Annotated in this window: 22 protein-coding genes, 1 tRNA gene and 2 pseudogenes; 11 read left to right on the plus strand and 14 right to left on the minus strand. The window is 59.1% G+C overall.

Features of this window, described 5'->3' with window-relative positions; all coding sequences use genetic code 11:
- Positions 1 to 727 precede the first annotated feature (727 nt).
- The 7 genes from ACQ651_RS19245 to ACQ651_RS19275 all read left to right on the plus strand — a co-directional run bounded on the left by ACQ651_RS19245 (position 728) and on the right by ACQ651_RS19275 (position 4,601).
- Positions 728 to 1,159: a hypothetical protein gene (locus tag ACQ651_RS19245; RefSeq protein ID WP_430450184.1), complete on the plus strand. Its 432-nt coding sequence runs from the start codon at positions 728 to 730 to the stop codon at positions 1,157 to 1,159.
- Positions 1,160 to 1,315: 156 nt separating this feature from the next.
- On the plus strand, positions 1,316 to 2,284 hold the full coding sequence (locus ACQ651_RS19250) for an IS1595 family transposase (protein WP_430450185.1): 969 nt from the start codon (positions 1,316 to 1,318) through the stop codon (positions 2,282 to 2,284).
- 36 nt (positions 2,285 to 2,320) lie between these two features.
- Positions 2,321 to 2,851: a hypothetical protein gene (locus tag ACQ651_RS19255; RefSeq protein ID WP_430450186.1), complete on the plus strand. Its 531-nt coding sequence runs from the start codon at positions 2,321 to 2,323 to the stop codon at positions 2,849 to 2,851.
- Between the two features lie 103 nt (positions 2,852 to 2,954).
- Positions 2,955 to 3,575: a hypothetical protein gene (locus ACQ651_RS19260; protein WP_430450187.1), complete on the plus strand. Its 621-nt coding sequence runs from the start codon at positions 2,955 to 2,957 to the stop codon at positions 3,573 to 3,575.
- The gene (locus tag ACQ651_RS19265; protein WP_430450188.1) at positions 3,559 to 3,699 is read left to right on the plus strand and encodes a hypothetical protein; all 141 of its coding nucleotides are present in this window, start codon (positions 3,559 to 3,561) and stop codon (positions 3,697 to 3,699) included. Before ACQ651_RS19260 ends, ACQ651_RS19265 begins: the two co-directional genes overlap by 17 nt.
- Positions 3,699 to 3,911: a hypothetical protein gene (locus ACQ651_RS19270; RefSeq protein WP_430450189.1), complete on the plus strand. Its 213-nt coding sequence runs from the start codon at positions 3,699 to 3,701 to the stop codon at positions 3,909 to 3,911. The genes ACQ651_RS19265 and ACQ651_RS19270 overlap by 1 nt, the downstream gene beginning before the upstream one ends.
- A 138-nt stretch (positions 3,912 to 4,049) precedes the next feature.
- Positions 4,050 to 4,601, plus strand: coding sequence for a hypothetical protein (locus ACQ651_RS19275; RefSeq protein ID WP_430450360.1), 552 nt, complete (start codon positions 4,050 to 4,052; stop codon positions 4,599 to 4,601).
- A gap of 176 nt (positions 4,602 to 4,777) precedes the next feature.
- Here ACQ651_RS19275 and ACQ651_RS19280 read toward each other — a convergent pair whose 3' ends face one another.
- From ACQ651_RS19280 to ACQ651_RS19295, 4 genes and pseudogenes are all read right to left on the minus strand, one after another.
- Positions 4,778 to 5,053: an oligopeptide/dipeptide ABC transporter ATP-binding protein gene (locus tag ACQ651_RS19280; RefSeq protein WP_430450190.1), complete on the minus strand. Its 276-nt coding sequence runs from the start codon at positions 5,051 to 5,053 to the stop codon at positions 4,778 to 4,780.
- Complete coding sequence (locus ACQ651_RS19285; protein ID WP_430450191.1) at positions 4,939 to 5,799, minus strand: RHS repeat-associated core domain-containing protein; 861 nt, start codon at positions 5,797 to 5,799, stop codon at positions 4,939 to 4,941. Before ACQ651_RS19285 ends, ACQ651_RS19280 begins: the two co-directional genes overlap by 115 nt.
- Positions 5,800 to 6,609: 810 nt before the next feature.
- Positions 6,610 to 7,743, minus strand: a pseudogene (locus tag ACQ651_RS19290) (IS3 family transposase).
- A gap of 337 nt (positions 7,744 to 8,080) precedes the next feature.
- Positions 8,081 to 9,465 (minus strand): annotated as a pseudogene (locus ACQ651_RS19295) (IS1182 family transposase).
- A gap of 237 nt (positions 9,466 to 9,702) precedes the next feature.
- Between ACQ651_RS19295 and ACQ651_RS19300 the strand changes: the two are divergent.
- Genes ACQ651_RS19300 through ACQ651_RS19310 form a run of 3 tightly spaced genes read left to right on the plus strand, consistent with a single transcriptional unit; the run spans position 9,703 to position 11,562 of the window.
- Entirely contained in the window at positions 9,703 to 9,972 is a 270-nt protein-coding gene (locus ACQ651_RS19300; protein WP_430450192.1) for a DUF3489 domain-containing protein, read from the plus strand.
- On the plus strand, positions 9,962 to 10,372 hold the full coding sequence (locus ACQ651_RS19305; RefSeq protein WP_430450193.1) for a DUF2924 domain-containing protein: 411 nt from the start codon (positions 9,962 to 9,964) through the stop codon (positions 10,370 to 10,372). Before ACQ651_RS19300 ends, ACQ651_RS19305 begins: the two co-directional genes overlap by 11 nt.
- A complete protein-coding gene (locus ACQ651_RS19310; protein ID WP_430450194.1) occupies positions 10,369 to 11,562 on the plus strand; it encodes a recombinase family protein in 1,194 nt (397 codons plus the stop codon). The genes ACQ651_RS19305 and ACQ651_RS19310 overlap by 4 nt, the downstream gene beginning before the upstream one ends.
- Before the next feature lie 57 nt (positions 11,563 to 11,619).
- On the opposite strand, the gene ACQ651_RS19315 is transcribed toward ACQ651_RS19310, so the two are convergent.
- Entirely contained in the window at positions 11,620 to 11,778 is a 159-nt protein-coding gene (locus tag ACQ651_RS19315) for a hypothetical protein (RefSeq protein ID WP_430450195.1), read from the minus strand.
- Positions 11,779 to 11,853: 75 nt separating this feature from the next.
- On the opposite strand from ACQ651_RS19315, the gene ACQ651_RS19320 reads away from it, so the two are divergent.
- Positions 11,854 to 12,009 (plus strand): hypothetical protein, encoded by a 156-nt coding sequence (locus ACQ651_RS19320; RefSeq protein WP_430450196.1) that lies wholly within the window; start codon positions 11,854 to 11,856, stop codon positions 12,007 to 12,009.
- Positions 12,010 to 12,182: 173 nt separating this feature from the next.
- Here the strand turns inward: ACQ651_RS19320 and ACQ651_RS19325 are convergent.
- From ACQ651_RS19325 to ACQ651_RS19365, 9 genes are all read right to left on the minus strand, one after another.
- Positions 12,183 to 12,257 (minus strand) — tRNA-Gln (locus ACQ651_RS19325).
- Between the two features lie 77 nt (positions 12,258 to 12,334).
- Positions 12,335 to 13,660 carry a mechanosensitive ion channel domain-containing protein gene (locus ACQ651_RS19330; RefSeq protein ID WP_430450197.1) on the minus strand — a complete coding sequence of 442 codons (1,326 nt, stop codon included), beginning with the start codon at positions 13,658 to 13,660 and terminating at the stop codon, positions 12,335 to 12,337.
- A 64-nt stretch (positions 13,661 to 13,724) separates the two neighbouring features.
- A complete protein-coding gene (locus ACQ651_RS19335; RefSeq protein WP_430450198.1) occupies positions 13,725 to 15,221 on the minus strand; it encodes a phosphomannomutase/phosphoglucomutase in 1,497 nt (498 codons plus the stop codon).
- A gap of 20 nt (positions 15,222 to 15,241) precedes the next feature.
- Complete coding sequence (gene kdsA / locus ACQ651_RS19340) at positions 15,242 to 16,075, minus strand: 3-deoxy-8-phosphooctulonate synthase (protein WP_430450199.1); 834 nt, start codon at positions 16,073 to 16,075, stop codon at positions 15,242 to 15,244.
- A gap of 4 nt (positions 16,076 to 16,079) precedes the next feature.
- Positions 16,080 to 17,729, minus strand: coding sequence for a capsule biosynthesis protein (locus ACQ651_RS19345; RefSeq protein WP_430450200.1), 1,650 nt, complete (start codon positions 17,727 to 17,729; stop codon positions 16,080 to 16,082).
- Positions 17,713 to 18,372: an ABC transporter ATP-binding protein gene (locus ACQ651_RS19350; protein WP_121896339.1), complete on the minus strand. Its 660-nt coding sequence runs from the start codon at positions 18,370 to 18,372 to the stop codon at positions 17,713 to 17,715. The genes ACQ651_RS19345 and ACQ651_RS19350 overlap by 17 nt, the downstream gene beginning before the upstream one ends.
- Positions 18,373 to 18,564: 192 nt before the next feature.
- Positions 18,565 to 19,827, minus strand: a complete 1,263-nt coding sequence (locus ACQ651_RS19355; protein ID WP_121896340.1) for a Na+/H+ antiporter NhaA — start codon at positions 19,825 to 19,827, stop codon at positions 18,565 to 18,567.
- A 60-nt stretch (positions 19,828 to 19,887) separates the two neighbouring features.
- Complete coding sequence (locus ACQ651_RS19360) at positions 19,888 to 20,913, minus strand: permease (protein ID WP_375550734.1); 1,026 nt, start codon at positions 20,911 to 20,913, stop codon at positions 19,888 to 19,890.
- Positions 20,906 to 21,247 (minus strand): ArsR/SmtB family transcription factor, encoded by a 342-nt coding sequence (locus tag ACQ651_RS19365; RefSeq protein ID WP_430450201.1) that lies wholly within the window; start codon positions 21,245 to 21,247, stop codon positions 20,906 to 20,908. The genes ACQ651_RS19360 and ACQ651_RS19365 overlap by 8 nt, the downstream gene beginning before the upstream one ends.
- Positions 21,248 to 21,294 lie beyond the last annotated feature (47 nt).

Here is a 21,294-nt window from a genome sequence, read left to right on the forward strand (position 1 = left end):
TCCAAACAGTTTACCGACCGGCCAGTGCGACGCGATCAGGGAGACGCGGCAATATGTGTTCATTGATCGGATGCAAGGGTTGCGAGTGCTTCGGGTCTGCTATGTCTGGCGTTGATCATAAGCTGACCCATGCTAGTAGGAAGTTCGCTAAGGCTAAAGTGTCTGTGATGTGAAGCTAAACTCACGTAAATGCGGCTGAGGTTTTGCTGTCTGGGAGAAGATCATGTCAGGTTTGGAAGCACCTCCATTCAGGCCCGAAGAAGAGATACCTCCATTCAGACCCCAAGAAACGACAAATATGCTCAAGGTCACCGTCAAAGCAATTGCATACTCAATCTTCCATTTGGTTGTGGTGTTCACTTCCCTGGAGGTGTCCGATTCGACCGGAAGCTCTAGGCTGTCTCTGATTCATATTGTCGCTATGGTGGCGCCTACAGTATTTTTTTTGACATTTTTTTAAGAGACATTTGGCTTCCGTTCAAAAGAGCTAAGCTTAATGACCTGAAGCGGACCCCGCTCTGGATATATAATTACTACGGCTTGAATGTTTATCTGGGATTATTTCTTATGTCAGGTTTCGCTTGGGCGTTAATGTATCATTATCGTGTCTTTCGTACCGAGAGATGTTTTGAAATGTTTTTCTGCCTTCCTGGATTTCACTTTATAAATTGGGGAATCCCTGTAACCCTCATTTTTGGCCTCGCTTTGTGCTATACAACAAAGAACTATGGAAGAAATACATATAAATGAAAGAGTTGGAGAGCAGAGTCATGTAGATTGGGTGAGGGAAAATGCCGGCACATGGGCCAACAATTTTGGTCCAACAATAACGGAAGCGTTTGGAACGATTTCTGATCCTGGAGTGCGTTCTTTCAATGTGGCATTAATGAGAACCACAGCCATTAGTTTATCTATCTACTCGCGCAGCCGCGACCAAGACGGCTTCACCGCAGCAGATTGGCTGGCTGTCAGCGTTGGTACTGGCCTTTCAGCTATTGCCTCAGGCTTTGTGGCGGGTGCACTTGCGGGTGCGCGCCTTCCGGGTTCGGGCCCTGTGAAAGTCTTCTTTATCGGAGTTGGCGGCGTAATCGGCGCAGTCGCAGGTGAAGAAGCAGTGGACGATCTTTTTAGAACTAATCTGGGATTGGAATTTGATTAAATTTGGAACCCAGATTTCGAATTGGCCGAAGAGATAGTCAGTGAGTACGACCTTTCCGTTCCTGCTAGCATCATTGATGCCAAAATAAGGCGATTGTATACTTGACAAACCCACGCTGGATTCCTATCTCTAACTCATAGAGTTGAGGAAACCGCCATGTCTGTTCTGTCCGCCCCATATATGCACGATGAAGCCGCCGCGTTCGCTCACGTCGAAAGCATCCTTTGGGCCGATGGACCTGTCTGCCCGCACTGTGGCGTGATCGACAGCGCTTACCCGCTGGTCGGTGTCCGCACCAAGCCCTCCAAGAAGAACCCGGAGGGCAAAGAGCGTCACGGCCTCTGGAAGTGCCGTGAGTGCCGCAAGCAATTCACCGTCCGCAAGGGCACCATCTTCGAGGAAAGCCACCTGCCTCTGCACCTGTGGCTGCAAGCCATTCACCTGATGGTCAGCAGCAAGAAGGGCATCAGCAGCCACCAGTTGCACCGCGTTCTGGGCATCACCTACAAGAGCACGTGGTTTCTGACCCATCGTATCCGCGAGTGCATGCGTGACGGTGCATTGGCCCCGTTCGGCAGCAATGGCGGCGCGGTCGAGGTTGACGAGACCTTTATCGGCAAAGAGCCGGGCGTCACCAAGGCGAAGAATGCCCGTGGCGGTTCCCACAAGATGAAGGTGCTGACCCTCGTGGACCGTGACACCAAGCGCGCAAAGAGCATCGTCGTGGATGACCTGAAGAAGTCCACCTTGATCCCGATCCTGCAAGAGAACATCGCCAAGGAAGCGTTCGTGTTGACTGACGAAGCCCGCCAGTATCAAGGTATCGGCGCTGGCCGCGTGTTTGACGCTCACGATTGGGTCAATCATAGCGCCGATGAGTATGTGCGCCCCGGCCACCCCGAGGTTCACACCAACACCGTCGAAGGCTTCTACAGCATCTTCAAGCGCGGCATGAAGGGTGTGTATCAGCACTGCGGCAAGCAGCACCTTCACCGCTATGCGGCTGAGTTTGACTTCCGATACAACAATCGCGTGGCGAACGGGATCGAGGACGCGGAGCGTGGTGCGATTGCCTTGCGTGGTGCAGCTAGCAAGCGACTGACTTACGCTAGACCTAACCTCTAAGTAGACGGCGAGAAATCGAATCCTTATCAAAGGGTTATGACAGTCACCGAGCAGCAACTTGAAGATGTTGATCTTTACCTCGCGCGTAAGGACAAGCAACTGACTGAACCACAGCCCGAATGGGTAGATACTGGCCGTGAAGACTATCAATGTACGTGGAGCATAATCGAAATGGAAACAGGCGTTGAGCGATCAACTCTCAAGCTGCGTATTCCTTTCGCGAGCTTTGAAAACCCGTCTGTTGGGCTGATCTTTCGAGGCAATCCGATTGCGCGTCTGGATCGAGCCAGAGACTCCGTTTGCGAAGGCAATCCGCCTTATGCAACACGTCTTGGGCTGCCGTATCGCGTGTGTGGTCCACACCTTCACTCTTGGGAGCACAACCGCCATCACGTGGCGCTAACAGGGCTGTGGGAACTGCCCGCACGCGTTCCGATAACCGACAATATGTCACGCCTTAATCAGATGTTTTTCTGGTTTTGTGACAAATTTTCCCTTATGATTCCAAACAATTGCAGGCAATTGCACCTGCCTGATCGTGGGCTTTTTGGTGATCCAAATGCTTGATTGTCAACAGATATCCGAAGCTCTTGGCGAGTTTGGCGTTTGTGAGAGCACCGAGCGCGGGACACGTGTAACCACCCACTGTTTGTACCCATCCTTCGAGCCCGTGAGTGTATTTATCGTCTCAAGTAAAGTTGGTTTTGAAGTTCATGACAATGCCGGTGCAGTAACGTCGGCTTGGTTACATGGGCGGGAGCGAGCGGCTATCGGGAAAATACTCGCCAAGTCTGCTCGAATCTATGGCTGCGACTTCGATAAGGACGTAATCTCGTGTCGCGCTTTTGAGGAAAAGGGCATCTACGGCGCGATTTTGTCTGTCGCCAATGCCTCTGCAGATGCCGCAAGAGCGGCTGTTGGTAAAGAGGCGGCGCAAAGCGAAGAAAGCCTAGTAGAGCGAACGCATGGAGTTCTTGAACAATCACCGCAAAAACTCGAACTTCGAAAAGAATTTGAGTACCCAGGAAAGAGCGGAAAGCACTACAAATTTGACATTGCTGCTTTTCGCGGAGATGACTTGGCACTTTTTGAGATCGTCCTGCCGCACCCGTATTCGATTGCAGCTAAGTATCTGGCGTTTTCGGATACCGAGACGCGATCTGGTCTGTACAAATACGCCATTTATGATCGTGCGTTGCCGCCGGAGGATCGTGCGTTGATGTCTAATGTCGCCGATCTAGTATCCTTCGCGTCGTTTGTGAAATCGAGGGATCATGTCATCTTCCAGTAAAGATCAATTAGACCGTTTCAAGGAAGCCGCCCGGGAACTCGGGACGGACGACGATGAAGAACGGTTCAACGAGAAGCTCAAGAAGCTGGTGAAGGACAAGCCGGACGATGATAAGGACGATTGATGGACCACTACCATGTGACTCTTGAGGGGTTCCCAGCAGATAGCGGCCACGTAATCACCAAAGATGGTGAGATCCTCGGAACCTACACTTGCGATGACAACGACTATTGCGAATTCACGCCAAACGGGGCGGATACCTATGCAGTAAACGGCATGATGATTGGCCCGTTTTGCCGCAAGATTGCCGAATGGCACAAAGCCCAAGAGGCTTAGCCAGCGGGTTTGTCAAATATACAATCGCCCAAAATAACCCGCCGATCAGAGGCGCGGGCAAATCAGATTAACCCTCTAGCTCCGTCGTCGATGCTTCTAAGCCCATCTGAAGTCTTGGAGACCCAGTGGAAGGACTTCTTGGACGACATTGCCAAGATCAACACCTATCTCGAGGGTTCTGATGCAGATCCACGCCGGCCCGGTGACCAAGTCCCTGTGCTGACCACTGCGCAGCTGTCAGATGTGCTCGACTTCACTCGTCCGAGCCGTCCAATAGATTCGCCATACAGCTATGGGTATGGCTTTACGCGGTACGCACCAGAAGACCCTCGATCGAAGGGTGCGCCAAGCACAGAGGGCGGCCGACACAGCGACGATGATGAAGACCGTTGGGACCGAGATCGAGAAGACCGATCAAATGCCGGCCCGGGACGAGATAGTTCTGGCCGAAGTGAGCCCAAAGATAGTGGTGGCCGGCAATCCCCCGGTACTTGGTCGGGTCGCGAAAACGAAGAACGTCGAGATACACCGAGACCCGATCGCCCGATAGACCCGGACTACGTGGGTATTCAACCCATCCTTCTCGACCTCGACGGCAGCGGCATCCAGCTCACCGAGCGCCCGAGAAAGACCTTGCAATACGAAACCCCGGCAGAGAAGTTTGCCCAGTGTGTTGCAGCGATCCGTTGAATCCTCAGGGACAAAGCTGTCAATCAGTGGACTTGGAACGTCCGTACGCCCCTGCGGTGTTGCTGCCAAACGCAAAAGGCTAAGGGACGACCGTGACGGGCCATGGATCTCCAACATGGGCAATTTCGTATTTGGGGCCGCGCCGTCGCCCATCGCCGGTCTGGGCAGGCAGGGCGTTACGCGGCCTCGTTCGGCTTTCTCAAGGTGCGGGCGGTGCGCCATTTTCGGCGGTAATCTCGGCCGTGAAGTGACATGCCGTCGACACCAGGGCGCCGGGCACCGGTGTCAGGTTTTGGAGATAAGCGGTGACACAGATCACGCGCATGGGGGCAACGGGTTAAGAACGCACAGCCCTCAGGCCGGTTGGCGAGCGATGGAATGTTGCCCACATCTCGGCGCTTGCAGACTTTGCGGTCCGACGGTTTCGATATCGGGATCGAGTCGAGGAGCATTTGAGTATTAGGATACCTAGGCGACCATCATCACTCTCGTTCAAAACAGCGCTGACCGTGCCGGCAATGCTTTGGTACCCACGCATAGCATTCGCAAGACGCTGTGCGAAGCCCAGAACACCGCTGAAAACCGGGCTTAATGCGCCTCGGGTCGCACTGTCTCGCTGGATGCCAACGGCTGTGCCAGCAGACGGCGTCAGCCCACTCGGATCCGTCCAATTGTACGGATCGTTCTCCACGTACGCGTAGAGATTCAGATCGCCCGACGCGAAGCCGATGGGGTCGCGTTGCAGGAACCGGCCGGTCAGCGGGTCGTAGGCCCGGGCGCGATAGTGGATCAGGCCCGTCCGCGCGTCATGCTCGCGGGCGGTGAAGCCGTAGCGAACCTCCTCGGTGCCCTGCACGAGCGTCCGCTGCCCGAAGCTGTCGTAGTCGTACTCCGCCGCCACCGCGCCGGTCGAGACCGACACCGCCAGGATCACCGAGCCGAGACGGTTGCGGAACAGCTCCAGCGCCGTGCCGCTGCCGCCCGCCGTCGTCCCGGCATAGCGCTCATAGGCCAGCGGCTCGTCCACCTCCGGCCCGTGCAGCCACCGCCGCACCAGCGCGCCGTCCTCGAAATCGAGCAGCACGTCGTTGGCGATGGTGGAATAGGGGCTCCAGGGGTCGTGGACGAAGGCCTCCGTCACGCCGTCAACGGTCACCGCGATCCGCCGGTCGAGCGCGTCATAGGCGTAGGAGATCACCGAGACCCCGTCGGTCCAGCCGATCAGGCGGTTCTACTGGCCACGACTTCGGCGAAAAGACCGAAAGCTAGGATCGAATTATTGCAGTGCGGTTTAGCCCCTTTGGAAACCAGATCCCCCGCTCGATCAAAACTCCCATATTTTTTTAACATGATCGTTCTCAATGTCGTCGAACGAAATTTCTCTCATGCCTGAAACGATAAGCGACTCATGCGAACCAATCGCATCTCGCGGAATTATCCCCCTCGCATCTCGCTCATCATAAGCTGTAACTCCGATTCCCGCCGGAAAAGGATTCTTTTCTCGTTCAGAATGGGCTCCTATCTCGACCCAGTAAGACTTAAGGCGCATCACCAGTTTCTTATCAGTATTGGTCTCGTACCAGGCTCGAACCGAATTGACTCAGTACCCGACTCTGGTGTCCTACTCAACAATCCTGTATCAGGATCCAAACTTGGTAGGCGATCTGCAACGGCCTCGAAACTCGGTTGATTTGCACCCGCGGTTGTATAGTGGATGTCGCTGCGAGTGCCTTCACCTTTACCGATTGGCAAATCACTGCCAACGTTTCTGCGATCGCCGTTGGCAGCGGAACCCACAACGTCAAGTGGTCGCAGCGCCTCCTCAACAACTTCTTGAATCTCGTCAACTTCTTGATCGGTTAGGTCCCCGAGACCCTCGGGATCAAACACCTAGAGACCTACGGTCGGCGTCTCCACTACCCGATCGCTTGCCTTACAATGCTCACTGAGCTGGTCCTAGTATCCTGCACAGTTTCTCGGCCCTGCTAAGGTATATCGGGTTGTGTACTCAGGCCGCTTTCGTCAGTTCGATCCTCACTAAGTATGCCTCATCGGGGGTCCTCAGACCAAGTGCCGAGTGCGGGCGCTGGCGGTTGTAGAAGTCGATCCAACTGTCGACGACCCGCCCAGCCTCGAAGCCATCCGCGATATCCTGAAGGTAGACGGCTTCATATTTCATCGATCGCCAAAGCCGTTCAATGAAGATGTTGTCCATGCAGCGGCCGCGGCCGTCCATGCTGATCCGCACCCCGGCCTCGGTCAGAGTCGTGATCCACGCTGACCCGGTGAACTGGCTACCTTGGTCGGTATTCACGATCTCGGGCGGGCCATGGCGACGGATCGCCTCGTTCAGCGCCTCGACGCAGAAGTCCGCGTGCATCGTGTTCGAAAGCCGCCAAGACAGCACCTTGCGCGTCGCCCAATCCATGATCGCCACAACGTAAAGGTAGCCACGGCTGACTGGAACGAACGTGATGTCAGCACACCAGACCTGGTTCGGGCGGTCGATGGTCATGGTCCGCAGCAGGTAGGGATGGATCGGATGCGCCGGGTGAGGTTGGCTGGTCTTTGGCCTGCGATAGACCGCCTCCAACCCCATTCGACGCATCAGCCGCCGGATCCGGTGCCGCCCGACCGACAGGCCGTCACGCTTAAGCATCGCAACCATTTGTCGGCTACCGAAGAACGGATAGGCCGTGAACAACCGGTCGATCGACTTCATCAATGCCAGCGTGTCGTCGCGAACCGGCACGGGTCGATAATACAGCGACGACCGGCTGATCCCCAGGATGCGGCACTGCGCGCTCAGGCTGAGCTGCGGATGATCGGGCTGGACGATATTCTTGCGACGGCAGGGGCTCATGTCTTGAGCCCTTTGGCTAAAAAATCGTTCTCCACCGCCAACCTCCCGATCTTGGCGTGCAGATCCTTCAGCTCCGCTTCTCGGTCCACCGCGCCACCCGCCTTTCCGGCGAACACATCCGACAGGCCCTCCATTGCCTGCTTCTTCCAGGCACTCACCTGTGTCGGCAGCAGCCCGTGCCGCGCCCGCGATCTCCTGCACCGTCCTGTCACCACGCAGCGCTTCCAGCGCCACCTGGGCCTTGAAATGATCCGTAAACTTCCGTCGCTTCCGCGCCATCGTCATATCCCTTCGTCGTTGGGATACACCTTAGCTCACTGTCCAGTTTTCCGGGACCAGCTCAGTCAGCGCGACAGCCACAATGAAACTGTCGCTATTGCGTTTATGTAAGGGGCGTTCAGCATCTACTAATTGCAGGGATTGTCCACAATCCAAACCCATCGGTTTGACGCTGTCGATTGGCGGCAGAATCCTATGTGAATGTCCGCTATCGCTTGGCCGCCAGCTGAGTTTCGCGCTTGCGGCAAATGTCGGCTTCCCGCCCGATTCTGTTGGAAAACAACGTGTTGCGAGCGCAGAAAGTGACGCGCTGAACCGAGCGCGAGCGCCTTTCTGATCAGGTTTTTCGCATTTGCTGCGGTGCAGGAAAGATCTTGGTCAGTTTGCGAAGGTTTTGGGCGGTTGCGGCGAGCAGGAATTCGTCGTTTGCGCCGCAGGGGCCGCGCAATCGCAGTCTTCCCAAGCCAAGAATGCGTTTGAGGTGAGCGAAGAGCATCTCGACCTTCTTCCGAAGCTTCATTGAGATGTCGTACTGGCGTGTCTGGGCGATGTCTCTGGCAACCTGGCGGGCGTCTTCAGTTTCTTCGCGGCTGATCTTGCGGGCCTCAGCGTTTGGGCAACACTTGGCTTTGGATGGGCAGACCTGGCAGACTTCCTTCAAGGCGCGATACGCGCCGTACCTTTGCCGGTTGGGCCGCGGTTTGGGTCGGAGTAGTTGCGGCGGAATTGTTTGAGCGCATGTCCTTCCGGACAGACGTACTGGTCGTTTGCGGCGTCCCATTCGAAGTCTGCCCGGGTCCAGGTGCCATGGTTGCGGCCAGACTTGTCGAAGACTGGGATGTGAGGCGCGATCTTTCGGTCGACCAGCCACCCCAAGAGTGGCCCGGTGCCGTAGGCGGTATCGGCGATCAGCCGTTCGGGATGCAAATCGAACTTTGCTTTCACCCGCCTCAGCATCGTCTTTGTCGATCCAACCTCAGCCTGTCGGATTGAGCGTGTGGCTTCGACGTCGACAATGACGCCGTGTTCCGTGTCGATCAGGTGGTTGTCAGAATAGCTAAAGAAAGCAGGCCCTTTGCGGGCCGCGGTCCATTGGCTCGCCGGATCGGAATGGGAGGTGAACTTCGGCTGTACCTCGCTGGCGGCACCAAATGCGGCCTCGTCCAGCGTGTCTAGATACTCGCGCACAGCACGGGGAGCATTGGCCGGATCGATGCCCGCAGCATTCCATTCTTCCTTCGGAGTGGAGTTCTGTTTGTTGGCATCAGCTTCGATAAGGCTGGCATCAATCGCCATCCGCTGGCCGCTGACCAACCCTTCTTCGATGCACCGCGCCACAGTCGTCTCGAACAGATGGCGCAGCACTTCGCTCTCCCGAAACCGGCCATGCCGGTTCTTCGAGAATGTGGAATGATCCGGCACGCGGTCGTTCAGATCGAGACGACAAAACCAGCGGTAGGCCAGATTCAGATGCACCTCTTCACAGAGCCGCCGTTCTGAGCGGATGCCGAAGCAGTACCCAACCAGCAGCATCCGGATCAGCAGTTCAGGATCGACGGATGGCCGACCGGTATGGCTGTAGAACTCCGACAGATGTCCCCGGATGCTGCCCAGATCAACAAACCGATCAATCGAGCGCAGCAGGTGATCTTGCGGAACGTGATCTTCCAGCGAGAACTCGTAGAACAGTGCCGCCTGCGCTTCTTGCTTAGGTCCCATCATCGCCAATGCCCCGGCTCGTTGAGGCGATTGAACCAGCGAATTACGTCTCAATCAACGATGAGTTTTTCAACGAAATAAGCCCTTGTGCAGGGTTTTCTCATAAACTGACTGGACTTCAGCGGCTGGCAGAGCGGTAGTGTCGGTGCGCGCGATAAATACTCGCATGGCTCGCCTGGAATTTCCGGGCTCTGCTCAATAGCAGCGGGATCTTTCCGCTGATCATCTGAGGAGACGGCCATGACCCATTCACCCAAGAAACGCGCCACCAAGAAAGACCAGCTGATCAGACTGCTCGGCACGAAGTCCGGCAGCGATATCAGATCACTGAGCACAAAGCTTGGCTGGCAACAGCATACGACAAGGGCGGCGCTGAGCGGTCTGCGGAAAGCCGGGTACGAGGTTGCCGGTGAAAAGCCGGTGTCCGGCGGCGTTTCAAGATACCGCATCCTGTCTGCGCCAGAATCACAGCAGGGCACAAAAGTTGCGGCCGAGATCAATGGGGCTTGATCCCAACCCCGAGCGTCCGGCGGCACTCGCGCAATGGGAGGCGGTCTTCGGATCGCCTCCGCCGCCGTATCTGTCTGTCCAGTTCATGCAGAAGGCGCTGGCATATGAAGCACAGTGTAAAACGTCGGGCGGATTGTCGGCAGGAACAAAACGCGCGCTGAAACGCATTGCGAAAGGCGAGACGGTCGCCACGTCGAACAGCAGCAGCCTGCGGCCGGGCGCGCAGCTGGTTCGGGAGTGGAACGGGAGAACCTACCAAGTTCACGTTATTGATGGTGGCTTCGAGATGGACGGCAAAGCGTGGAAATCGCTATCCGGCATTGCGAAACACATCACCGGTACGGACTGGTCTGGCCCGCGTTTCTTCGGACTGACGGCGCGGGCAGCGGGACGATCATGAAGAAACCCCGTTGCGCCATCTACACTCGGAAATCCTCGGAAGACGGCCTTGAGCAGGAGTTCAACTCGCTCGACGCTCAGCGCGAAGCCTGCGCGGCTGACATCACCAGCCAGAAGCATGAGGGTTGGGTGCTGCTGCCGCAGAACAATGATGCCGGTGGCCTGTCGGGAGGCTCGCTGGACCTGCCTGCGCTGCAAAAACCGCTGCAGGATATCGCGGACGGGCTCGTCGATCAGATTGTCGTCTACAAAATCGACCGTCTGACACGGTCCCTCGCGGATTTCTCTCGGATTGTCGATACGCTGGATGCAGCAGGGGCGTCCTTCGTCTCGGTCACGCAGTCGTTCAACACAGCGACCAGCATGGGGCGTCTCACCCTGAACATGCTGCTGTCGTTTTCGCGGTTTGAGCGCGAAGTCACGGCAGAGCGCATCCGCGACAAAATCGCAGCCTCAAAGCGCCGGGGTCTCTGGATGGGTGGGAATGTGCTGCTGGGATACGATGCCGATGGCAGGACGCTGAAGATAAATGACAAGGAAGCAACGACGATCCGCGCGCTCTACGAACTCTACGAACAGCATGGCACTGTCCGGGAAGCAAAGGCGGCTGCGGATCAGCAAGGTTTACAAACGAGGCAAAGATCGGCAGCCGATGGAAAGCAAACGGGTGGCGGGGCATTGGATCGCGGCCATATTCACCACATCCTGATCAACCCGGTTTATTCAGGACGCATCCGTCACAAGGAAAAGGTCTTTGACGGGCAACATGATGCGATCATCGATCCGGATCGTTGGGACCGCATCCAGCAGCAGCTGCAGGAGGGTGCTGCAAAAGGCAGGGCACGCAAGACGGCGAAGCAGCGATCGCTGCTTTGCGGCAAGCTCTTTGATGAAACTGGTGATCGGCTGACCCCGTCGCGTTCCAGGACACGGGCTGGGGTTCGGCTGCGGTACTATTTGTCACATCGCCTGATTAAGAAGAGCGGCGAGGCGAACCTTGATGGCTGGCGCTTGCCCGCCCGGGAACTGGAGGCAAAGGTCCTGTATTTGATGTGTCAGCGGCTAAGCGATACGGCCTTCGTTAGCAGGTTGGTTCCGAACTGCTCCGCAGAAGAAATAAAGACTCATCATAGCATCCTGCAAAAGCTGTGTGCCGACGAGGACATCAGTCACATGCTCAATCTCGTTTAGCGGATCGATCTCAGCCCCGGTGAGCTGACCATCACAATTGACCCCGTTCAGCTTGCTTCAATAACCAAAGCTGGCGCTGACGAGATCGACGAGGAGCTGCAGATGATCACGGCGCCATTCCAACTCAGGAAGCGCGGCGTTGAGACCAAGCTGGTCCTTGCTGATGCGTCCGGCGGCGTCGACGAAGCCCTGATCCGGAACATCGCCAAAGCGCATCACTGGTTCGAATAGATCAAGGCTGGCAGGACGCTGTCCGAGGTTGCAAAGGCCGAAGGTACGACGAACGGCAGGATGTACCAGCTGATCAATCTGGCCTTTCTGGCCCCTGATATCATCCGGGATGTCCTCGATGGCAAACAGCCCCTCGGCTTCGCGTCAGATTGGTGCGTGCGTCACACGCTGCCGGTCAACTGGCAGGATCAGCGCGCCCTGATCGCGACCCTCTGATCAACCCCCGACGGACACTCGTATCGCGCAAAGCGCGACCTCGGACTTTGGGATATGTTGCGGCTCATTTGCCGGGCATGGGCGGTCTGTGGGAAGTAGACATAACCGTAACCCACGGTAAACCCGGCACTATCTGAAGCGACACTCGTATCGTCTGCTTTTGAAGAAGTGTTTGGCTGGGGTGGTAGGATTCGAACCTACGGTACACGGTACCAAAAACCGCTGCCTTACCGCTTGGCTACACCCCAACTGTGACGCGCTAGTTACGCGGTGACGGCTGCGGGATCAAGACCCCGGAGCGACAAATTTGCGCGGCCGTGCAGCCCTATTCCTGAGGCGCTTCGCGACGAAGCAGATCATCCTCCGGAAGCGCTTCGCGCTCGGCTTCGATTATTTCCTGCAAGGCCTTGGTCTCCTCCGTCCCGACATCCTGAACTTCGACCCGCTCGGGCGTCCTGGACGGTTTGTCGCCCGGATGCGTGTCGGGCTGTGTGGGGCCGGGGAGGCCCGGACCGATCAGGCGATAGGTGGGTTCCGGCAAGGTGATCCCGGCCTCTTCCAGCCGTGCCTTGACCACGCGGATCGCCTCGCCTTTGGCCATGCCGATGCCCGTTTCATGCTGCATGATCCAGCCCGCGGCGGTGATGTTTATGGTGCTGTCGCCCACCTCCTCCACCCATACGGCCGGGCCGGGGGCGGCCAGCACGAAGGGCAGTTCGGCCAGGGCGTCCATCATGATGCGCTGTGCTTCCGCGATATCGGCATTGGGGTCGATCCCGAGGGTGAAGGTGAAGCGGCGTTCGTTGTTTCGGGTGTAATTGATGATCTTGGCCTTGAAGACCGTCGAGTTGGGAATGCGGATATGGTTGCCATCAAGGCTGAGCAGGATCGTCGCTCGGCTTGTCAGGCGGATCACATGGCCCATATCGCCCTCGATCTCGACCAGATCCTTGGGGCGGAAAGGTTGCCGGATCGACAGCATGATGGAGGATATGAAGTTTTCCACCGTGTCCCGGACGGCAAATCCGATCGCCAGCCCGACGATGCCGGCCGCACCCAGAATGGTGCCGAGAAGGGCGGTTGCGTTCAGCAGATCCAGCGCCAGAACGACCGCGGCGATCGCGAAAATCAGACGGATGACCTGCCGGTAGATATCGGCGATGAACGCGTTTGGCGCGATGCTGTCCCAGGGCCGTTTCATTCGGGCGATGAACAGCCCCAGAAGAAAGATCATGATGCCGGCCGTTGCGGCTACGAGGATCAGCGGCAGGAACGCGATGAACTGTTCGAAGCGCGCGCGAATGCGGTCGATGGCGGGGTTCAGACGCTCGACCACATCGGTGGTTTCCGTCACCTCGTTTTCGATTGCCACGACACCCTCGACCCGGCCGACCAGCCCGTTCAGGGCTTCGATCTGGGTCGCCTCCAACGCGGTGCCGCGCAAGGTGACGATACCGTCGGCGACCGAAACGCTGACCTGCTCGTATCCGTCAAGCTGGCGCAGGATATCGCGGATGCGCACCGCGATGGCGGCATCCTGCCGGGCGTCGTTTTCGACCGAGATCGTCCCATCGGGCTGTTGGCCGGTCTCCTGTGCGAAACCGGCGAAAGGCAGCACAAGGCAGAGCCAGAGGATCAGGATAAAGCGCATGAGTGTAACGGGCGTTTGTCAGAAATACCCCGCCTGTCTAGGCCGATTTCCCATGCGGGGAAAGTCAGATCGTCTGATCGTACTCGCCCACCGACGGCTCGGTCCGGATCACCGCATCCAGATCGGCAAAGATGGCGCGCATCTGCGCATCGCTTTCGGGGCTTTCGCAGACGACAACCAGATTGGGCGTGTTGGACGAGGCGCGGACCAGCCCCCAGCCCCCGTTTTCCAGCATCACCCGGGCCCCGTTCACCGTCACCACATCGGCGATCTTGACGCCACCGAGGCTGCCGCCACCGGCATGACGCGCCACGAGTTTCTCCACCAGCCTGTCGAGCACCTGATACTTTTCGGTATCGGCGCAGTGGGGCGACATGGTGGGGGTTGCATATGTCACGGGCAGGGCGCGGCGCAGATCGGCCATGGACATCTCGGGGTTGCGATCCATCAGTTTGCAGATCTCCACCGCCACGCGCATGCCGCAATCATAGCCGCGGCCGATCGGCTCGGCCAAAAAGTAATGGCCGGATTTCTCGAACCCCGCCAGCGCACCCAGCTCATGGACCCGGCGTTTCATGTGGGAATGGCCGGTTTTCCAGTAATCGGCTTTGGCGCCATGTTTTCTCAGCTCGGGGTCCGAGGCGAAAAGCCCGGTGGATTTCACATCCGCGACAAAGGTCGCGCCCGGGTAGAGCCGCGCCAGATCGCGGGCCATGATCACGCCCATCTTGTCGGCGAAGATCTCTTCGCCCTCGTTGTCCACCACCCCGCAGCGGTCCCCGTCCCCGTCGAAGCCAAGCGCGAAATCCGCGCCGCTGTCTTTGACGCTGGCCGCCATGTCGTGCAACATTTCCATCGCTTCGGGGTTCGGGTTGTAATGCGGAAAGGTGTAGTCGAGCGTGTTGTGGGACGGGACAACCTCCACCCCCATTCGCGCGAACAGGTCCGGCGCAAAGGCCGACGCGGTGCCATTGCCGGTGGCGCAAACCACGCGCAGTTTCCGGGTCATCGTGAAATCACCCACCAGATCGTCCAGATAGGCCTCCCGGACGCCGGGTACGAACTCATAGCCGCCGCCCGCGCGGGCCACGCCCTGGCCGCCCATCACGATGTCGCGCAGCTCTCCCATCTCGTCGGGCCCGTGGGTCAGCGGCCGCTGAAAGCCCATCTTGACGCCGGTCCAGCCATTGGGGTTGTGGCTTGCGGTGACCATGGCGACGGCGGGGGCGTCCAGATGGAACTGGCTGAAATAGGCCATGGGGCTAAGCGCCGGGCCGATATCCCTGACTTGGATGCCGGCCTGTATCAGCCCGACGATCAGCGCGTTTTTCACCGACAGGGAATAGTCGCGATAGTCGTTTGCAACCGCGATCACCGGGTCGACACCGCGTGCGTGCATCTGCGTGCCGAGGCCAAGACCAAGGGCTGTGATGCCGGGCAGGTTGATTTCGTCGGGGAATTTCCACCGTGCGTCATATTCGCGGAAGCCCGTTGGCGCGATCATCGGCTGGTACAGGAATTCCCAGGTGTTCTGCGCCACTTGGTTGAGGGGTTTCGACATCGGGAACGCTCCACCAAGGTTTAAAGGCGAATGGGATCGGCTTTCGCAAGCTGGTCGAATTGCATCAGACTGGCGACAAGCGCGGGCATGTCGTCAAGCTTGACCATGTTGGGCCCATCCGAGGGGGCCGTATCCGGCGCCTCATGGGTTTCGATAAAAACCGCCGCGATACCGAGCGCGACCGCCGCCCGCGCCATGACCGGAGCAAATTCCCGTTGCCCGCCGCTGCTGTCTCCCTGTCCGCCGGGCTGCGCGACGGCGTGGGTTGCATCCATCACGACCGGGTAGCCGCCCTGTGCCATGATCGGCAGGCTGCGCATATCGGTGACCAGCGTGTTGTACCCGAACGAGACGCCGCGTTCGGTTTGCAGAATGCGGGTGTTGCCGGTGCTTTCGACCTTGGCCACCACATTCGCCATATCCCACGGGGCCAGAAACTGGCCCTTCTTGATATTGATCGTGGCGCCCGTCTTGCCCGCGGCCAGCAACAGATCGGTCTGCCGGCACAAAAAGGCGGGGATTTGCAGGATGTCGGCCACCTCGGCCACGGGCGCGCATTGATCGGGTGCGTGGATATCGGTCAGCACGGGGCAACCGAACCTGTCCTTCACGCCCTGCAGGATGGCCAGCCCCTCCTCGACGCCGACCCCGCGCTCCCCGCGGACGGATGTGCGGTTGGCCTTGTCGAAACTGCCCTTGAACACATATTGCGCGCCGGCCGCGGCGCAGGCCTCGACCATCCGCCCGGCAATCATCTGCGCGTGATCCGCACTTTCCAGCTGGCACGGGCCGGCGATGATCGTCAAAGGCAGATCATTGCCGCACGCGACCGGTCCGATGTCGATTCTTTTCATGTTGCTATGCAGATATCTGTTCGCGGAGGATTGAGGCGGTCATCGATACCAGCAGGTAAATGCCAGAAAAGACCAGGAAGGCAAGCAGAGTGTTTTCAAACGCACGGGGGTAGGCGGGCTCGTCGGGCGCCACGGGGTAGACGCCGATCGACAGGTAAAGTGACTGCCGGTTGGCCTCCAGGCGGGCGGTTTCCATCTGCTGCAGGGACTGGGCCAGCATAAGCTGCCGGGTTTGCAGATCGGCCTCCGCCACGATCAATTCGGAGGAGATCCGCGCCAGTGAGATCTCACCGTCATCGGTGTCGGTCAGGCCCCCCCGCAACTCGGCAAGCAGCGCTTCCAGCCGGGCGATATTGCGTTCGGCAACCTCCACCCGGGTCTGGTTCGGCCGGGCATTGCTCAGCAATTCCGACAGTCTCAGGCGCTCCTCCTGCAACTGAAGCTCAAAGGTAGAGATCTGCTGGAACACGGTGCTCACCTCGGCCTCGGCGCTCAGAACGCCGCGCTGTTCCTGCAATTGCAGGACCCGTTGCTGCGCCTGAACCATCCGGGTCTCGGCGTCGTTGAAGCTGGTATTGGCATCGGCCATCTGCGCTTCGCGCACACGTTGCGTCATCTGGTCGACCCGCTCCTCGGCATAGTCGATCAGGGCCGCGGCATAGGCCTGGCTGCTTTCCGGGTCGGCGGCGATAACCTCCATCCGCAGCAAGCCTTCGGTCGGATCATAGCCGATGTTCAGGTGCTTCAGGTAGGTGTCATACATGTCCTCGTCGGTGGCATCCGGGGCCAGACGTGTCAGCGGGTCGATCCTTTCGTCTGAGAAATGCGCACGGAATCCAAGCTCGGAATCCAGCCGCAACATCGCCTCGCGGCTTTCCAGATAGCTTTGAACGGTGATGCTTTCCTGCACCGTGGCAAAGCTGGTGCCGCCCAGAAGCCCGCCCAGTCCGCCGGCGGAGCCGCCACCTTCGGATTTCTGGATTACGAATTCCGAGTGCGTTGCATAAAGCGGCGTTGCCACGTTGAAGAAATAGTACCCGACCAGCATCGTCGGCAGCATCACAAAGAACATCAGCCGCACGCCCAGCAAAACGAGGCGCTTGCGCCGTCTGGCCGCAATATCGCGCTGCACGCGCATGATTTCGCTGGCGCGGGTGCTTTCGTCATAGGGTGCGGTGGCGGGCCCTGGGGGCGCCGGCTGTCGCACGGTTGCCGGCAGGTTTGGCTGTGCCGCGTTTGCGGCGGCCTTGGCGCCCTGATCGTCATTCACGATCAGTTCCAGCATGTTTGTCCGGGCAAACGGGTCGATCCCCTGAGCCCGCAGCAATCGCACGGCGTCGAAATCGGAGGCCGGGCGCAGGCCGTGTTTCTGCGCGGTGCGGCGCGCCATACGCAATTGCCGCCCGGTCAGGCCTTCCTGGCGGATCGCGGCCAGTTGCTGCTCCATGGGGATCGCGCCGGGCTCGGCGTTCTGGGGCGCGTCATTGGCGCCTTGGTCGTTCGCCTGCGCATGGGCCGCGGATCCGGGAAAGGCGGTGTCGCCGAACCCGTCGTCAATTTCACCCAGAAGATTGTCATCCGCGGGCGGGGAGGGCGTCGCCTGCGCGTGACCGGCCCCCCTGCGGATGCGGAATTTCTTACCCTTGGGTTTCATAATCATATAGCCTTTTTGCTTCTTCGAGCGTGTCGAAGGAATAAAGCTGCCCATCCTTCAGGACGGCCGCGCGGCGTGCAAACTTCTCAAGCGTCTTGGCCTGGTGCGAAACGATTATCACCGTGGCCGAGCGCAGCCTGTCGGCCAGGATGCTGCCGGCGCGGCGGTTGAACTCGGGGTCGGTCGATTGCGGCATACCCTCGTCGATCAGATAGACGTCGAAATCAAGCGCCAAAAGCAATGAGAAGTTGAACCGCGCCCGCATCCCCGACGAATACGTGCCGACCGGCATGTCGAAATACTCCTCGATGCCGCAAAGCCAGCGGCAGAACGCCTCCACGTAATCGGGGTCAAGCCCGTAAAGCTGCGCGATGTAGCGGCTGTTTTCAGTGGCCGACAGCCGGGTCACCACGCCGCCCATGAACCCAAGCGGGAAAGACACCCGGCAGGCGCGCACGATCTCGCCTTCATCGGGCTTTTCCAGCCCGGCGATCATGTTGATCACAGTGGTCTTGCCGGTGCCGTTGGGGGCGAGGATGCCGAGCGAATATCCCAGGTCCACGCGGAACGATGCGCGGTCAAGGATCACCTTGCGCTGCGTACCGGTCCAGAAGGACTTCGAGACATTGATGAATTCGAGCAAGTGATTGCCCCGCTGCTGCCAGATCTGCCACCATCCGCCCCGTCATTGTGCGCAAGGACTGGATGGCACAAGTGCTAGTGCCCCAATTGGGCACCATTATGTCCGCGATCGCCCCGCGTTCCAAGCCCGATGCGAGATTTGTGGCATCAAGATGTCACAGAAAACGCCTATTAACCTTAACAAAACGGTAATTCAGGCGTCCTGCTTCTCGACCCGCAACAGTTTGCCGACCGCGATGGATACGGCCGCGGCGGCAAAACTGAACAACGCACCCATCTTGGCGGCATCCTGAACCGGCCCGCTGTCGAAGGCGACGGAGGCGACGAACAGTGAAACGGTGAAGCCGATCGCCGCGACGCAGCCGATCACGACCAGATCGATCAGGCGCATGCCTTGCGGTATCCCCAGCCCGAGCGGCTTGGCGGCAATATAGCCGAACAAGAAGATCCCGACCGGTTTTCCGATGAGCAGCCCCGCCAGCACCAGCCACGTCGCCTCGCCCATCGAGCTGAACTCCACCCCTGCATTCATCAGCCCGAACAGACCCAGAATGATCTCCACGGGGTATTTCAACGCGTGTTCCATCTGGTTCAGAAGGTCATGCAAATGCCGCTCCGCATCGGCAAAGAAGCCGAAGGCCCGGTCTGCGTGGGGGATGGTCGGCACGATCGGCAAAAGCCCGAGTGCCGGATGCAACCCGCTTTCCTGAAAGCCGTACCAGCTGAGACAGCCGGCAATCGCATAGGGCCAGAAGCTGAAGGTCTTGCGCACGAAGGTGGACCGGGTGCGAAGCTGGTCGCCCCTGTCCAGAACGCGGGGCAGCCAGTTGAACAGAACGAAAACCCCGACCGCCGCGGCAAGGCTGAGCAACAGCCAGGCCGGCGCAAGCTCGGCCGAGGGATAGAAAATCGCCAGGATCAGAAGACCGGCCGCGTCATCGGCGATGGCCAGAAGCAGCAGGAACCGCACCGCCGGGTGGCCCGCACCGAAGACCAGCCGCCCTACAAGATAGGAAAACGCGATATCGGTCGCCGTCGGGATCGCCCAGCCATTGGCCACAGCCGAATAGGTGTCGGAGCCCAGCAACAGCGCAAGGCCCAGATAAACGGCGATCGGGCCGAACATGCCGCCCGCCGTCGCAAAGAGAGGAGTGGCGGCCTTTTTGCCGCGCAACGACCCGTTTTTAAGGATCACTGCCTCCCATACTTCCTTGGCGGCGATGGCGAAAAACAGCGCCATCAGCACGTCATTGACCAGATAATGCAGCGTCAGCGTGCGGTGGGCATGGCCCGCCTCGTCCACATGCAAATGGCCGATGAAGAAATCCTCGATCAGCACGAACTCGACAAAATGGTGGTAGCTGGACGGGTTTATGTTGGCCCAGATCAGCGCGACAATCGCGCCACCGATCAGAAACAGCGAATAGCTGGTGACAAAATTCCAGACGCGATACATGGGTTACCTTCCGTCAGCCTTCGAAACGGGATAGCGGAAGGTTTCCCGTCGCACAATGGGTCAGGCGAACGCACCCCAGGCAATGCCCGCAAGGATTGCACCGCTGAGGGCGAGCCCCAGATAAGCCACGAAAACCCGGGGTTTGACCAGCGCCCAGACGGCGACCGCGGCAGGGATGCAACTGACTCCGCCGGCGATGACAAAGGCCATGGCCGCACCCTGGCTCATGCCCTGTTCCAGCAGCCCGCCAATCAGGGGCACCGCCGCATAGCCGTTCAGATAGGCGGGCGCGCCGACCAGCGCGGCCAGGAAAATGGGGCCCAGGCCCTCGCCGCCGACCACCTTCGCGATCATTTCGGCCGGCACATACCGGATCAGAAGGGTTTGTAGCAGATAGGCGAGCGCCAGCCATTTGCCCAGAAAGAACAGGTTCGACCAGGCTGCCTCGGCAAAGAGCTTCCGGCGCGGGGCCTCGGTCCAGAACCGCCAGTTCAGCGTCATTTTCGGCCCCGAGCAGCCACATCCCGTGGCCGTTTGCGGCTTCAGCGGATCGGCGAAAACCGGCGTGCGCGCCATCGCCATCACCACGAGCCCCCCCATGATGCCGAGCGACACGGCCGCCAATGTCTTGGCCAGCGCAAAATCAAAGCCCAATGCGCCGGCGGTGACGGCAAACATGGCCGGGTCCATCAGCGGGGAGGCGAGCCAGAAGGCCATGACCGCCGCCAGTGGCGCCCCGGCAGCCAGGAGCGCCGCAACGAACGGAATGACTTCGCAGGAGCAGAAGGGCGAAAGGCCCCCGGCAAGCGCGCCAAGGACGATCATCCGGATCTGATGCCCCTTGAAGGCCCCTTCCAGAAGCCGCTCGGACCCGCTGGCGCGCATCACCCCGATGGCGGCCACGGCGAACAGAATGAACGGCAGCGTGTCCAGCAGGCTGCCGAGCGCGTCGCTCAGGCTTGGCGCGAATGCGGGCCGGTCGAGGATGAAAATCGCCAGAAGGATCGCGGCGCAGCTCAACAGAACCTTGTCGATCCGCATCCAGACGTGGCGGATCGGGCTCAGATCTTGCGTCAGGTCAGCCATGTGCCGTTCCCTTGTCATGTCCGCCATGATCGGCGCAGCATTCGGAAAGAAGAAAATCGGAAAGCCCGGTGATCCGGTCGAAGGAAACCGAACACAGGATGCGCCGCCCGTCGCGGCGTTGCGTGACCAGCCCGGCGCTGACCAGTTGTTTCAGGTGGTGGGTCAGAACCGAGCCTTCGATACCCACATCCGCACCGAGCGCCCCCATCGGCACGCCCTCCGGGCCCGCCCTGACCAGACGGCGCAGGATCGCCAGTCGATGTTCCGAGCCAAGCGCCGCAAAGGCGGTAGCTGCCAGGGTCAGGGCGGGTGGTGAGAGAGGTGACGCTTTCATGATTCTAGATTTATATAAATATAGAAATGATGTCCAGCCCCCTTGAA

Origin of the sequence: Rhodophyticola sp., from assembly GCF_965284195.1 — a bacterium.
GTDB lineage: Bacteria > Pseudomonadota > Alphaproteobacteria > Rhodobacterales > Rhodobacteraceae > Rhodophyticola.